Annotated in this window: 13 protein-coding genes; 8 read left to right on the plus strand and 5 right to left on the minus strand. The window is 68.0% G+C overall.

Annotated elements, in window-relative coordinates; translation table 11 throughout:
- Nucleotides 1-187: 187 nt before the first annotated feature.
- Nucleotides 188-1,138 carry a helix-turn-helix domain-containing protein gene (locus HCU76_RS15990; protein WP_213954535.1) on the minus strand — a complete coding sequence of 317 codons (951 nt, stop codon included), beginning with the start codon at nt 1,136-1,138 and terminating at the stop codon, nt 188-190.
- Between the two features lie 110 nt (nt 1,139-1,248).
- Between HCU76_RS15990 and HCU76_RS15995 the strand changes: the two genes are divergently transcribed.
- Both HCU76_RS15995 and HCU76_RS16000 read left to right on the plus strand, forming a co-directional pair.
- The gene (locus HCU76_RS15995) at nt 1,249-2,259 is read left to right on the plus strand and encodes a helix-turn-helix domain-containing protein (RefSeq protein WP_218509955.1); all 1,011 of its coding nucleotides are present in this window, start codon (nt 1,249-1,251) and stop codon (nt 2,257-2,259) included.
- Nucleotides 2,256-2,990, plus strand: a complete 735-nt coding sequence (locus tag HCU76_RS16000; protein WP_371319837.1) for a helix-turn-helix domain-containing protein — start codon at nt 2,256-2,258, stop codon at nt 2,988-2,990. Before HCU76_RS15995 ends, HCU76_RS16000 begins: the two co-directional genes overlap by 4 nt.
- A gap of 274 nt (nt 2,991-3,264) precedes the next feature.
- Here HCU76_RS16000 and HCU76_RS16005 read toward each other — a convergent pair whose 3' ends face one another.
- Nucleotides 3,265-4,080: a DUF3313 domain-containing protein gene (locus HCU76_RS16005; protein WP_213954537.1), complete on the minus strand. Its 816-nt coding sequence runs from the start codon at nt 4,078-4,080 to the stop codon at nt 3,265-3,267.
- Nucleotides 4,081-4,589: 509 nt separating this feature from the next.
- Between HCU76_RS16005 and HCU76_RS16010 the strand changes: the two genes are divergently transcribed.
- The 4 genes from HCU76_RS16010 to HCU76_RS16025 all read left to right on the plus strand — a co-directional run bounded on the left by HCU76_RS16010 (nt 4,590) and on the right by HCU76_RS16025 (nt 8,239).
- Nucleotides 4,590-6,485: an ATP-binding protein gene (locus HCU76_RS16010; RefSeq protein ID WP_218509956.1), complete on the plus strand. Its 1,896-nt coding sequence runs from the start codon at nt 4,590-4,592 to the stop codon at nt 6,483-6,485.
- 223 nt (nt 6,486-6,708) lie between these two features.
- Complete coding sequence (locus tag HCU76_RS16015) at nt 6,709-7,140, plus strand: YidH family protein (RefSeq protein WP_218509957.1); 432 nt, start codon at nt 6,709-6,711, stop codon at nt 7,138-7,140.
- Nucleotides 7,140-7,535 carry a hypothetical protein gene (locus HCU76_RS16020; protein WP_218509958.1) on the plus strand — a complete coding sequence of 132 codons (396 nt, stop codon included), beginning with the start codon at nt 7,140-7,142 and terminating at the stop codon, nt 7,533-7,535. The genes HCU76_RS16015 and HCU76_RS16020 overlap by 1 nt, the downstream gene beginning before the upstream one ends.
- An 86-nt stretch (nt 7,536-7,621) precedes the next feature.
- The gene (locus HCU76_RS16025; RefSeq protein ID WP_218509959.1) at nt 7,622-8,239 is read left to right on the plus strand and encodes a response regulator transcription factor; all 618 of its coding nucleotides are present in this window, start codon (nt 7,622-7,624) and stop codon (nt 8,237-8,239) included.
- Nucleotides 8,240-8,283: 44 nt separating this feature from the next.
- On the opposite strand, the gene HCU76_RS16030 is transcribed toward HCU76_RS16025, so the two are convergent.
- Nucleotides 8,284-9,453 (minus strand): cation:proton antiporter, encoded by a 1,170-nt coding sequence (locus tag HCU76_RS16030; RefSeq protein ID WP_218509960.1) that lies wholly within the window; start codon nt 9,451-9,453, stop codon nt 8,284-8,286.
- Between the two features lie 258 nt (nt 9,454-9,711).
- Between HCU76_RS16030 and HCU76_RS16035 the strand changes: the two genes are divergently transcribed.
- Nucleotides 9,712-10,113, plus strand: a complete 402-nt coding sequence (locus HCU76_RS16035; protein WP_218509961.1) for a response regulator transcription factor — start codon at nt 9,712-9,714, stop codon at nt 10,111-10,113.
- Here HCU76_RS16035 and HCU76_RS16040 read toward each other — a convergent pair whose 3' ends face one another.
- Nucleotides 10,114-10,560, minus strand: a complete 447-nt coding sequence (locus tag HCU76_RS16040; RefSeq protein ID WP_218509962.1) for a glycine zipper 2TM domain-containing protein — start codon at nt 10,558-10,560, stop codon at nt 10,114-10,116.
- Between the two features lie 368 nt (nt 10,561-10,928).
- Between HCU76_RS16040 and HCU76_RS16045 the strand changes: the two genes are divergently transcribed.
- Nucleotides 10,929-11,513, plus strand: coding sequence for a GNAT family N-acetyltransferase (locus HCU76_RS16045; RefSeq protein WP_218509963.1), 585 nt, complete (start codon nt 10,929-10,931; stop codon nt 11,511-11,513).
- A gap of 87 nt (nt 11,514-11,600) precedes the next feature.
- Here HCU76_RS16045 and HCU76_RS16050 read toward each other — a convergent pair whose 3' ends face one another.
- A complete protein-coding gene (locus tag HCU76_RS16050; protein ID WP_218509964.1) occupies nt 11,601-12,800 on the minus strand; it encodes a fumarylacetoacetate hydrolase family protein in 1,200 nt (399 codons plus the stop codon).
- Between the last annotated feature and the right edge of the window lie 176 nt (nt 12,801-12,976).

Here is a 12,976-nt window from a genome sequence, read left to right on the forward strand (position 1 = left end):
GGAATGGCGTTGAACGAGGCCGGTGGAAGGCCGGCCCCTGCGTTTCCGAAGCTTAGGAAGATCGATGCGCAGCAGCTTGCACTGGCGTGCAGGGACTATGGGACTTGCGTGCAGACTCGCGGGAAGAGAGCCGAACAGTTGCGAGTCCTGCGGGAAGAGCGGCGCGCCGGCAGTGCGCGCCCGAGGCTCAATGTGCGAGCGCTTGCGCGCGGTACTTCGACGGCGTGCTGCCAAAGCGCTGGCGGAACACGCGCGTGAAGTAGGCCGGGTCGGAGAAGCCGAATTCGAGCGCCAGTTGCGTGATGCTCGGGCCCTGACCTCCGGCATGCGAGAGCACGTCCCGGCAGCGCTCCAGGCGCAGGCGCTGCACCATGGCCTGCGGCGTTTCGCCCGCCAGTTCGAAGGCGTGATAGAGCGTGCGACGGGACACGTGGATGGCCGCGGCGATCTGGTCGGGCGAGAGGTCGTTGCGGTCCAGGTTCTGGCGCACATAGTCCTGCGCCTCGCGCAGCAGCGCATCCTGCGCGCGCTTGCGGGCCGCGCCATTGCTGCTGTCGACGTGCTGGATTTCCTGGGCCAGCAGCGAGGTGACGAAGTCGGCCACGCCAGCCTGGCTCTGCGGCGCCACGCGACTCCCCTCCCCGCGCATCGCGGCCAAGGCGGCCAATGCCACGGCGGCGCCGCCCTCCGTCGGCATCGCTCGGCCGGCGACGCGCTGCGCCAGCGAGGCCAGGCCATCGTGGCCGCCGGTGTCGCAGACCATCGCCGTGAAGGTCGTGTCGCCTTCCATGCGCAACGCGTAGGAGCGACTGGCCTCGTAGACGGTCCAGTGGCCGGCCGGCAGGTCCACCGCGCGCGCACCCATGTCCAGGTGCCCGTGCCCGCGTTCCTGCCACAGCACCTTGATGTAGCGCTGCCCCAGGTGCCGGCAGTCCTCGCCGCTCATCGAGGCCGAGTGCGCGCCGGCGCGCACCTGGGCGACCTTGCAGCGCGAGAAGTTGCCGAGCTGCACGGACGCTTCGAACGGCTGGCTGCGGTCCACCGAAAGCTCCAGTGGAAAGAAATTGCGCCGGACCTCGGCGGCCCAAATGACCGGGTTCACTTCGGTCGGCGACATGACGGAGGCTGCGTGCGTCATCGTGTTTCTCTTGGCCAGTGGCGTGTGATGTGGAATGATATTTAGGTATGAATCAATTCAAATTCATGGTTTCCCCGCGGTTGATGCAAATTCCGGACCAAGAGCAACCAATGAATGACATTTCCTTCGCCACCCGGACTTCGCGCGATGTGGACGAACACGCCACCAGCGTGAGCGCCTGGGACCAGCAGTACGAGCAACTCACGCCCGGCCGCTTCGAGGGCCGCACCGAGGAGCTGCGCCTTGGCCCGGTGCAGCTGTTCCACGAATCGGCCAACCGCGCGGTGCTCCAGTGCGGCAGCTCGCGCCCCGGCACGCACACGCTCGGCCTGGTGCAGCCGGCGGGGGACGCCGGCTGGTTCTGCGGCCACCCGATCGAGGCGGACCGCCTGCTGGCGGTTTCCTCGGACCACGCGTTCGAGTTGATCGCCGGCGCGGGCATGCGCATCACGGGCGTCTCGATCGACACCGCGCACCTGCGGCGCACTGCCGCGTGCCTGCATGCCGGGGACGACGGGCCGCCATCGCGCCTCGGGCCCCGTGCCGTCGACATGCCGCCGCCGGTGCGCGAGGGACTGAAGGCGCTGATCGCCTCGGCCCTGTCGCTGGCCCGGCAGCAGCCGGCCCTGATGCAGCAGCCGACGGTGCAACACTCGCTCGCGCAGACATTGACCGAAGCCGCGCTCGACTGCATCGCGCCCGGCCCGCGGTCGGCATCGGTGCGGCCCGGCGCGGCGACGCGCCGTCGCATCCTCCACGGCGCGCGCGAGTACATGCGTGCCCACGTCGACGAGCCGATCACCGTGCCCGACCTCTGCGCGGCCACGGGCGCCTCGCGCCGTGCGCTGCAGTACGCCTTCGAGGAGACCCTGCAGCTGAGCCCCGTGACCTACCTGCGCGTGATGCGCCTCAACCGCGTGCGCAGCGAACTGGTCGCGCAAGCCCATGCGACCGTCGGCGACATCGCGGCGCGCTGGGGCTTCTGGCATCCGTCGCGCTTTGCGACCGAGTACCGGCGGCACTTCGGCGAACTGCCCTCGGCGACGCGGGCGCGGCGGGGGCAAGGCGGCTGCAACTCGCTTGTGCTTGCACAGGGGTCATCGGCAATTTCGATGAAATGACCGGCAAACTGGTCATTTATGGCGTGAATGTCTGGAATTCTGGACAGATGACTGCTCCCAGCGACTCAAGTTCGGTTCTGGATCGACAACTGCTCCTCCAGTTGGGCGAGCGGCTCAAGCGCGTTCGTCGGCAGCAAGGCCTGTCAGGCGCCGCCCTGGCTCAGCGCGCCGGCATCTCGCGCACCACACTCGCCGCCATCGAATCCGGCGACCCGTCGCCGTCCATGGGGAACTACGTGCGCGTGATGTCAGCGCTTGGCGTCTCGGCAGACGTGGCCCTGTTGTCAAGCGACGCCATGCAAGTCACCCCGCGTATCGCCGAAGGGCCGCGCGAGCGCCGGGTGCCCGCTGTTTCGGTGCTGGTCAAGGCGGATGGCAGTCACGACGCACAGGATCTTCAAAGCCTGACGCTGCACGAGAAGGCGATCAAGTTGATGCGCAGCGATCCGGCATTGATCGCGCAAGCCCTCGCGACCCTGGAAAACTGGCGCAACTCGGGAAGCACGCACTCACGCTTTCTGTGGGACGAATGGTCGGTCATCCTGCACCGGCGCGAATGGCGTCGCGCCCTCAGCATCTCTCGCCGAGGGAAGGAGTTGCGGCAAGCCTCGCCGGTGCCGACGATCCTGCCGCCGCTCGTCCGTGCTGCCGTCCTTGAACAGGTCGGCGCGCTGAAAAAGGGCGTACAGCTCGGGTCGAAGCCACGCGCAACACAGAAGGGGGTTGGATGAACCGGGAAGATCTCGAGCACACCATCCGAGCCGCTGCCGATGTGACCAACGAGTACGAGTTCATCGTCGCTGGCAACCGATCCATCCTGGGTCCGATCTCGACGATACGGACAAGCGGAACATGCGGGCGCGCATCAGACGCTGGTGAAGCTGCTGCGCGAGCGCGGTTATGCCGTACCGTAGCCCCGGCACGGTCAACACGGCAGCGCGGCGGGCCGCACGGTTCGCGTGAGCGGCCCCGTGCCGGATGTCCGACGCCCGTGCCGGCAGGCCGCTATGGCGCGCCACCAGCGCCGCGCAGCTCGGCCAGTCGCCGGGCCACGAGCAGCGACCACTTGTCGAACGCATTCCTGGCGTACGCCCAGCTCTGGAACGAGCTCATGTAGCCGTTCGCCCAGGTCTGTGCGGCGCCTGCTGTGCCGTTGTCGACGTCGGCCGCGTACTTCCGGCCGATCTCCGTGTCGCGGCATTCCGCAAGGACCTTGCCTGCGGCGCCGTCGCGGAACTGCATCTCCATGCCGGTCTGGCCAAGGTACGGCGTCGAGCCTGCGGGCCGGCCCGTGGCGACGCCGGAACCCGCTTCCGCAATGAAGGCATAGGGCACGAGGGTGCCGGTCACGCTCTCGGCGACACCCGTGGGCACCAGGTCCGTGAGCGCGACCCGGATCACCACGACGCCCGGGCCGGCCTGTTCGACGACCTGCATATTGGCCTGGAGGGCCGTCTGCAACGAACGGTAGAAGTAGTCGGTCAGCGTCTTCAGGTCGCTGGGGTCGACGGTCGACGGCGCTGCGTTCTTCGCGGGCGCGAGCGACACCACGATGCGCGAGACCATGGCCTTGTCGTAGCGCTTCGGGTCGAGGGCCGCGTCGCGCCAGCATTCGATGCCGTCGAGCCCGGCCGCCGGCTTGAGCCTTGCGTAGTCGCTCAGGAATCCGCTTCGCGTCATGCGCGTGGCGTCGCTGGCTGTCACCGCGGTGCCGCTGCCGAGCGCCGCGTTGTAGGCCTGGCATCCGGCCAGGCATGCCGCGGCCAAGGCAAGGAGCGCGAGGCGCGAGAGGCGTGCCGTTGCCCCAACCCGTCGGGACATGCGTCTACTTGTGGTCATCGATTTTTTCCATTCAGGGTTGCGCGCGATCGCGCGGAGTGGGCGGGCGAGGGACGCCCGTCCGAAGCGAGTCGCAGCGCGCCACGAAGTTGACCAGCACGCTCGCCGTCCAGGCAAAGGCGAAGATACCCGACATCGCAATGACGGGCGGCACCATTGGGGCCCACGAAGTGGGCCGGTCACGGCGGATCGCTGGATCTCGACTGTCCCGACCAGGCCGAATCAGGGCAAGCCAATCCGCTGGAATTTGGTTAACGTCCGGCGGCGGGGAGCAGACACCATCCAAAGGAGTTCGCTGTGCCCGAGACTGCCCATCGCGGGACCACGCAGGCCCGCCCCGCCGCGCCGACCCTGATGTCACGCGCGCCCGCCTGAGGTCCCGCCTCCCCTTGCCGGCTCATCCCTTGCCCATGTCGCTTGCGGCGCTCCCGCAGCGGCTGCCGTCGCGCCAACCGCGTTCGGGGCTTTGGCTGCATCTGGTCGCACTCTGCTTGCTCCTCGCGTGTGGCAGCGCCACGGCGCAAGCCAGCCGTAATGTCCTCGTCCTGTATTCCAACGGCAGGCTGGTGCCCGGCAACGTCGATGTCGAGGCCGGACTGCGAGCATCGATCGTCAGCACCATCGACAGGCCGGTGCACATCAACAGCGAATTCCTCGACCGGCCCGAGTTCGTGGGAGCCGCCTACGAGCAGGTGATGCTTGCGTACCTGCGCGAAAAGTACGTGGAGCATCCGCCGCAGTTGGTCGTGGCGGTCGGCCGCGATGCGCTGGACTTCCTGCTGCGCCAGCGTTCGCAGCTCTTTCCGGGCGTGCCCGTGGTGCATGCCGCGGTCATCGCCGCGATGCCGCCACGCCTCGGCCCGCTGCCCGACGACGTGGTCGGCGTTCCGATCGACTACGACATCCAGGGCACGGTGCTGCAGGCCTTGCGCTGGCATCCCACGGCGACGCACTTGCTCGTCGTCACCGGATCGACGAAGCGCGACCGCGAGTGGGAGTCCATGCTGCGCGAACGCACCGCGCCGTTGCGCGATCGCGTGCAGATCGAGTTCGCAGCCGGCGTGCCCACCGACCAGCTCGAGCGGCGCCTCGGCAGCCTGGATCGAGACTGGCTGGTGCTGACAGGCGGCTTCTACCAGAGCGGCAACAGCCTGTGGTCCACGCCGCGTGACGCGGCCGCGTTCATCGCGCAGGCATCCGCCGTGCCCGTCTACGGACCGATCAGCACCTTCATCGGCACGGGCGTGGTCGGCGGCCGGGTGCCGCGCTTCCAGAACGCCGGCGACCAGGCCGGCGAGATCGTGAACCGGCTGCTCGACGGTGAGCCGCCCGCCTCGCTCAAGCTCCCCGCGGTGATGGCCAATACGCTGATGGTCGACTGGCGGCAGGCGAATCGCTGGGGCATCGCCGACGAGGACATCCCGCTCGACGCCGTGGTCCAGTTCAAGCGGCCTTCGTTCTGGGAGACCTACCGGACGGCCGGCCTGCTGGGCGGTGCGGCCATTCTTCTGGAGACCGGCCTGATCGCGCTGCTCCTGTTCGAGCACCATCGCCGACTCAACGCGGAGACCGCGCTCGCCCAGCGGGGCACCGAGCTGGCGCACGCCTCGCGGCTGGCGGTCGCCGGCGAACTCACCGCATCGATCGCGCATGAGATCAACCAGCCGCTGGCCGCCATCCTGTCCAACGCCGAAGCGGCCGACCTGCTGCTCAAGTCGGGCCGCGGCAGCCCCGAGATGCTCGATGCCATCCTGGCCGACATCCGGCGCGACGACATCCGCGCCAGCGAGGTGATCTCGCGATTGCGCACGCTGCTGGCCCGGGAGGTCGGCAAGCGCGAGCCCTTCGAGCTCAACGCCGCGATCGCGGATGGTTGCGAGTTGCTGGCTGCGGAAGTGCGACGGCGCGACATGCGGCTCGCGGTGCGTCCTTGCGCAGATCCGGTGCAGGTCGTCGGCGACGCGGTGCAGCTCCAGCAGGTTCTCATCAACCTCGTCATGAACGCGATGGATGCCATCGGCGACCGACCGGAGAACCGCCGCTCGATCCGGGTGGCGACCGTCGAGCAAACCGAACATGTCGAGATCAGGGTGAGCGATCGCGGCGAGGGCGTGACCCCGGAGAACCTGGCCAGGTTGTTCGATTCCTTCTTCAGCACCAAGAGCCGCGGCATGGGCCTTGGACTGTCGATCTCGCGCAGCATCGTCGAAGCGCACGGCGGAAGAATCTGGGCCGTGAGCACGCTCGGCGTGGGCACCACGTTCCACATCCAGTTGCCGAAGTACGTCCAGGCGAACGGCTCGCCGATGCAGCACACGGGCCCCGAGGCGAGCCATCCGGGAGAGCCTCATGCGGGCCACGCCGCTGGCGATCCTGCCCGGGCATGAAGTCCTGCAGCGGCCTGCGTGCTCGTGCTGGGTCCTGGCGAAGATGGGGGCTTGGTTGCCATTCATCTCTCCATTGGTTGCAGACCTTCGGCGCAGCATCGTGGCAGGGCATGCGGCCTTTGGAAATCAGAACGACGGGCAGCCGATTTGCCTCGAAGGGCAATCGCTCGCCAGGCTGTAGACGCGTGCCTTCGCTGCATGCATAGTCGCGTCCGAACGCGCCATGAACGATCCATCCGCACCATCGCCTACACCATCGCCCGCCCCAAGGTCCGCGAACGACCTCGCGCAGGAGCGCACCGACCTCGCCATCGATCGCACAGTAATGGCAGCGGACCGCTCGCTGATGGCCTGGGTGCGCACCGGCCTGTCGATGATCAGCTTCGGTTTCACGATCTACAAGATCATCGAAGGCTTCACGCAGCAAGGCGGCCAGGTGCACAGCGCCAGCATGGCGCGCAACGTCGGTCTCTTCCTCACGGGCCTCGGCACGGTGGCCGTCGTGATGGGCACCGTCGAATACTGGTATCGGCTCAAGGGCCTGCGCCGCGACCGCCCGAACCTGCGGATCCTGCAGCCCTCGCTCGTGATGGCGCTCATCATGTCGGTTGCGGGCGTGCTCATGTTCCTCGGCATCGTCTCGCGCGTGCTCTGATGCATGAGCTGCTCGAACCCTTCGTCCGCACCTGGGCGGACATCACGAACGGCAGCCACAGGCATGTGCCGCTGGCTTTCCGCTTCATCCTGCAGCCCTGCGTCGCGGCCTTCTTCGCCTGGCGTGCCGGCCGGCAGGACGCGCGCGAAGGCCGTCCGCTGTACTTCTGGGGCCTGCTCACGGACTCCGCCCGCCGGCCCGACGCGCTGCGGGAGGGCTGGAAGCACATTGGCAAGGTCTTCAGCCTCGCGATCGTCATGGACTGCGTCTACCAGCTCATCGAGCTGCGCTGGATCTACATCGGCGAGGCCTTGATGATCGCGACGCTGCTCGCGGTGCTTCCCTACCTCGTGGTGCGGGGCCTGGTGCATCGCGTGCTGCGGTCGCGAAAGTAGGGACTGCGCCTGCGCTGCCCCAACGTGCAATTGGCGGCGATGCGATGCCTCGGGAGAATGCCCACTCCCCGCCACTCCCGCTGCGCATGCGCCAGAACCCTGTTGTCCACGTCATCGACGACGACGACGCCCTGCGCGTCGCGCTGCTGCGACTGCTCGATGCGGCCGGCCATGAAGCGCGCGGCTATGCATCGACTGGAGAATTCCTCCTCCATGCGCTGCCGCCCGAGCACGCCGGCTGCCTGTTGCTCGACGTCAACCTGCCCGGCCCGTCCGGCCTGGAACTGCAGGAAGTGCTGGAGCAGCATGGCTGCACCTTGCCCGTGGTCTTTCTCACCGGCCGCGCCGACGTCGCCTCCGGCGTGCGAGCGATGAAGGCCGGCGCGGTGGACTTCCTGCAGAAGCCGGTGCAGCGCGAGACCCTGCTCGGCGCGCTCGAGCGCGCGCTTGCCAAGGATGCCGCCCAACATGCACTGCGCGACGAGTCCCGGGAGCTGCATGCCTTGTTTGCCAGCCTGACCCCGCGCGAGCGCGAAGTGTTCGACCTCGTGATCGGGGGCAAGCTCAACAAGCAGATCGCGGACCAGCTCAAGACCAGCGAGCGCACGGTCAAGACGCATCGCGCGCAGTTGATGCTGAAGCTCGGCGCCGAGTCCGCAACGGATCTGGGCGCGCTCGCCGAGCGGCTTCGCCGGACAGGCTGAGCGCATACCCCGCGCGGGGACCAAGTCGAGATGGCAAAGCCACATCAACTCAAGATCTTGGGCCGCGGCTGCAGCACGCCCGCCAGCGTGGGGAACAGCAGCACGCTCAGCAGCGCGGCGCCGACCAGCGCCGCCGAGGCGTCCGGCCTCATCGAGCCGGTGTGCGCGCCGATCTCGCCGATCACGACGACGATCGACAACGACGGCACCGCAGAGGACAACGCGAAGGGCAGCGACTCCCCCTTGGCCAGCTGCCCGCGATAGAGAAGCACCGGCACGCCACGCACCAGCAGGAAAAGCAGCACGAACGCCGGCACCAGCAGCATCGTCCTGGTGTCGCGAGCGAGCGCGGTGATGTCGAACTTGATGCCGGTGCCGACGAAGAAGAAGGGATAGAACCAGGCGAAGGACAGGGTCTCGAGCTTGTGGCGCAAGGGTTTACCGACCGGCCCGCGCGTGGCCTGCCCCACCACCATGCCGGCGGCGAACGCACCCAAGATGTTCTCGAAGCCGAAGGACTGCGCGATCAGCAACATCACACCCAGCAGCAGCAACGAGAAGCGCACCGGCATCTGCGTGCTGCTGTTGATGTGCCGGTCCAGCATGGCCTGCAACCGTGGCGGCCGCGCGCGCAGGCCCGTGACGATCGCAGCGCCGACGATGACGAGGAAGACGAGCAGGAAGCCGGCCTCCTTCAGGCTGCTGTACTGGGTGGACAGCAGCACCGACATGGCGACGATCGGCGCCACCTCGCCCATGGTACCGGCCGCCATGAGGAGCCGGCCGAAGCGCGAGTCCATCCGTCCGTCGTCGCGCAGCGCGGGCACCAGCATGCCGAGTCCGGTCGTGCAGAGTGCCAGCACTGTCATCAGCGGCGCATCGACGTTCGGAATGAGGTGCATCGCCCCCACCACGGCGAGGCCCACCCCCACCGACAGGACCCAGCCGCCGACCCCGAGCAGCAGCGGCCTTCCCTTGATCTCGCCGAAGTCCAGTTCGATGCCGGCCATCAGCAGCGTGGTCGCCATGCCGAAAGTGAACATGTGCAGGACGAAGCCATCGAAGGTCGCGAAGCCGAGCACGTGCGGACCGATGACGATGCCCAGCAGGACCTCGAACACCACGACCGGCACCCTGGATCCGATCGGAATCTCGCCGAGCAGCGGCGCCAGCACCGATGCGACGAGGACCCAGAAGACCGGTATGTGGTTCACGGGAGTGACTGCGGGTGATGTGCCCGCCATGGTGCGATGTCGCGAGCCGCAGAACCATCGGCTCGAAGGGCAGGCGAGCTTCCCTTTCGGGCAGCCGGATTGCCCAACGACCCGCTTTCGTCGGGCCGGCGCGCGCGCAATGATGAGACGCGATGAACGCATCCATCGGAAAAGGACGGCAAGCCATGACCCTGCTCACCCGAAGCGTCGGCCGGCCCGGCAACCCCTGACGCGTTGCGGTCGCCACCGGTCCGCTCGATGAACCCGATCCCCAGCGGCGCAGTACTCGTGGTGGACGATGACGACAGCATGCGGCAGGCCATCGAGCGGCTGCTGCACGCAGCCGGATCGAACCCGCGAACCTATCCATCGGCGGAAGCGCTGCTGGCCGAGAGCCCTGTCGAAGGCGCCGCCTGCATCGTCACCGACTTCCAGTTGCCGGCGATGTCCGGTCTCGAACTGCTCACGGAATTGCGGTCACGGGGCAACCAGACGCCGGTGATCGTGGTCACCGCGCACGACACGCCAGCGCTGCGGCAGGAGGCGATGCGGCGCGGTGCGTGTGCCTACCTGGCCAAGCCCTTCCTTGGCAGCGACCTGCTCGCCGCGATCGAAGTGGCGCGCGGATCGGCGCCCTCACCTACCGCCGAGGATGCATGACTACTGCCGCGGGACGACGCGCGCGCCTTCGCCGCTGCCTTCGATGTAGACGCGTTGCCCCACGCGCAGGCCCGGATTGACCGGCTGCGAGATGGACAACAGCACGCCGCTGCCGGTGCGCACGACGACCTGCTGCCCCGGCGCGGGCTGGTCGTATCTCTTCTGCACCTCGTTGCCGGCCACGGCGCCACCCACGGCGCCCAGGACCATGGCCACGTCGCGCCCGGTGCCGCCACCGATCAGGCTGCCGATGCCCACGCCCGCGAGCCCGCCAGCGACGGCGCCGAGGCCTGCGTGATGGTTGCTCTGCAACTGCGTCGGGGTGATCTGTTCGATCGTGGCCTGGCGGACCTCCATCGCGCCGGGTTGCGCGCCAGGCGCCGCGCAGGCTGCAAGCGCCACGGTCAAGGCCACGGCGCCGATACGGGAAACGAGATGACCAGTCATGAATGCTCCTTGGGTTGGGATTCGTGCATGCAACGCAGGAGGAAGGCCTTTGAGTTGCACACGCGCGTGAGACCTTGAATTTACGCAATCCAACATATCGCTGGCCACAATTGTTGATCAATTGTTATAATAAAGTTCTAGGGTGTAGCGCCGCAATCGTGCGGTGCACAGGTCAAGCGTCGGTCGGGCCGCCACGCGGATGAACCACGACCATGCACCACAGGCCTCGCGCCCCGCGGCATTCCCACGCGACCTCGAATCAAACTTCGCACGATCATGTCGACTCGGCATGGCTGCCTGAGGGCTCGACCTCCACATCCACGCCGAGTGCCCGGCGGGCGCGCGATGAATTGCCGTGGCGCAAGTTGATGCGTGCAATTGCCGGCAAGAGGCAGCCATTCCATCGACGGACACCTCAAGAGCTCGCGCGGTTCCTGGAGCAACAGCACGCGGGCTGCAAGGCGCCGCTGCTTGCGGAAGATGTCCTGCAGATGCTCCACGAGGGCCGCGGCGAGTTGGTGGCAAGCCGATCGGCGCTGGCCTTCGTCGTCGACCACGGGCCGCAGGTGGGCCTTGAGCTTCGATACCTGTTCGTCATGCCCGGCCACCGCAAGCGTGGTGCAGGCCGCGCCTTGATCGCAAGGTTGCGCGCCCGGTATGCAGACTTTCAATTCTTCTGCAGCTTCCGGGATGCGCACTGGATACGCTTCGCGCAGCTCGCCGGCTTCGAACCCCGCCAGCACGACGACGGCCTGTGGCATGTGACGACCGCGCCCGCTCAATTGCAGGGACATCCGGCACCCAGCCAGTCGCTTCGCGCGCCCGGTTCGCATGCGCCGGGCTCCGCACCGGACGGCGCAGGAATCCAGCGCCCGGGTCGACCACGGGGCAGGTTCGCGCGATTCCTGGGCCGTCTGCGCGGCCGTAGCGACCGCCGCGGTTTCATGCCTTGAGGCCTGAACCGCCCGGCGCGGCAACATGCGCTGCGCCTGCAGGCGCTCGCGCCGGCTGGGCGCGTGAACCCCTGGGCCGAAGGCCGACTACGACTGCTGCCCGAGCAGCCCGCGCTTCGCCAGGTTGCGCATCAACGCCCCGATGCCGAAGGTCCAGCGCTCGGCCTGCTGCGAATGCACGACCCGGTTGGTCAGCGCGCCCAGTTCGGGCGCCGAGACCGTCACCCAGTCGCCCACCATGTGCGTGAAGCCTTGGCCCGGGCCGTGCCGGTCCTGCGTCGGCGCGAACATGGTGCCGAGGAACAGCATCAGGCCATCGGGGTAGTCGTGATGCCGGCCGATGGCCTGGCTCACCAGGTTGAGCGGATCGCGGCTGATCTTCGAGAGCGAACTCGCGCCTTCCATCTCGAAGCCGTCCGGCCCGGTGACCTGCAGGCCGACCGTGATGCGGCGCACGTCCGCGATGCCGAAGTGCTCGTCGAACAGGCGAATGAACGGCCCGATCGCGCAGGAGGCGTTGTTGTCCTTGGCCTTGCCGAGCAGCAGCGCGCTACGGCCTTCGAAGTCGCGCAGGTTGACGTCGTTGCCCAGCGCCGCGCCGCGCACGTGGCCCTGGCTGTTGACGGCCAGCACGACCTCGGGCTCGGGGTTGTTCCAGACCGAGCCTTCGTGGATGCCCGCATCGGCGCCGGTGCCGACCGCGGACAGCACGGGCGCCTTGGTGAAGATCTCGGCGTCGGGGCCGATGCCGACTTCGAGGTACTGCGACCATACGCCCTGCGCGATCAGCACCTCCTTGACCTTTGCGGCTTCCGGCGAGCCCGGCACGATGCCGGCCAGGTTGTCACCGAGCACGCTGCTCAGCCCGGTGCGGATCGACTCGGCCTTGGCCGCATCACCGCGCGCCTGTTCCTCGATGACTCGCTCCAGCAGGCTGGCCACGAAGGTGACGCCGCTGGCCTTGATGGCCTGCAGGTCGCAGGGTGCGAGCAGCCACGGCTTTTCCGTGTCTCGCAAGCCTTCGTCGCTGTTGGCCAGCACGTCGTCGAGCGCGGCAAGGGACGGGGCGGAGCCGTCTTTCAGGGCCGCACGGACCTTCGCGACCGGCACGTCGAGTTCGAGCAGCTGGCTGGCGGTGGGCGCGATGTGCGACAGGTCATGCAATTGCCCCTGGTGCACCGCCACCAGCACCGGGCCGACATCCGGCTGCCACATGCGCCCGACCAGCGTGGCGCGCTCGGCATCGGCTGGCAAGGCTTGCTGGGAATTGAACGTGGCTGTGGGCATGGAGGTCTCCGGAGGCGGTGGTTTCGGGAAGGCGATCTGCGACGCCGGCATGCAGGGCCGGCGCGCGTGCTGCGTTTCGGCAGCGTTGTGCGAGCTGCCGATTCAACCACGCTGAGGCGCATTGCGCACGCATCGAGGTGCGAGCGGCCAGGCTGCGGTCGCGGTGTGGCATCGGG

It is taken from the genome of Variovorax sp. dw_308 (assembly GCF_019207085.1).
GTDB lineage: Bacteria > Pseudomonadota > Gammaproteobacteria > Burkholderiales > Burkholderiaceae_C > Variovorax.

Excerpts from the sequence above, each read along its gene's own strand:
- HCU76_RS15990 (WP_213954535.1), bottom strand. The coding sequence starts at position 1,138 with ATGACGCACGCAGCCTCCGTCATGTCGCCGACCGAAGTGAACCCGGTC.
- HCU76_RS15995 (WP_218509955.1), top strand. The coding sequence starts at position 1,249 with ATGAATGACATTTCCTTCGCCACCCGGACTTCGCGCGATGTGGACGAA.
- HCU76_RS16000 (WP_371319837.1), top strand. The coding sequence starts at position 2,256 with ATGACCGGCAAACTGGTCATTTATGGCGTGAATGTCTGGAATTCTGGA.
- HCU76_RS16005 (WP_213954537.1), bottom strand. The coding sequence starts at position 4,080 with ATGTCCCGACGGGTTGGGGCAACGGCACGCCTCTCGCGCCTCGCGCTC.
- HCU76_RS16015 (WP_218509957.1), top strand. The coding sequence starts at position 6,709 with ATGAACGATCCATCCGCACCATCGCCTACACCATCGCCCGCCCCAAGG.
- HCU76_RS16020 (WP_218509958.1), top strand. The coding sequence starts at position 7,140 with ATGCATGAGCTGCTCGAACCCTTCGTCCGCACCTGGGCGGACATCACG.
- HCU76_RS16025 (WP_218509959.1), top strand. The coding sequence starts at position 7,622 with ATGCGCCAGAACCCTGTTGTCCACGTCATCGACGACGACGACGCCCTG.
- HCU76_RS16035 (WP_218509961.1), top strand. The coding sequence starts at position 9,712 with ATGAACCCGATCCCCAGCGGCGCAGTACTCGTGGTGGACGATGACGAC.
- HCU76_RS16040 (WP_218509962.1), bottom strand. The coding sequence starts at position 10,560 with ATGACTGGTCATCTCGTTTCCCGTATCGGCGCCGTGGCCTTGACCGTG.
- HCU76_RS16045 (WP_218509963.1), top strand. The coding sequence starts at position 10,929 with ATGCGTGCAATTGCCGGCAAGAGGCAGCCATTCCATCGACGGACACCT.
- HCU76_RS16050 (WP_218509964.1), bottom strand. The coding sequence starts at position 12,800 with ATGCCCACAGCCACGTTCAATTCCCAGCAAGCCTTGCCAGCCGATGCC.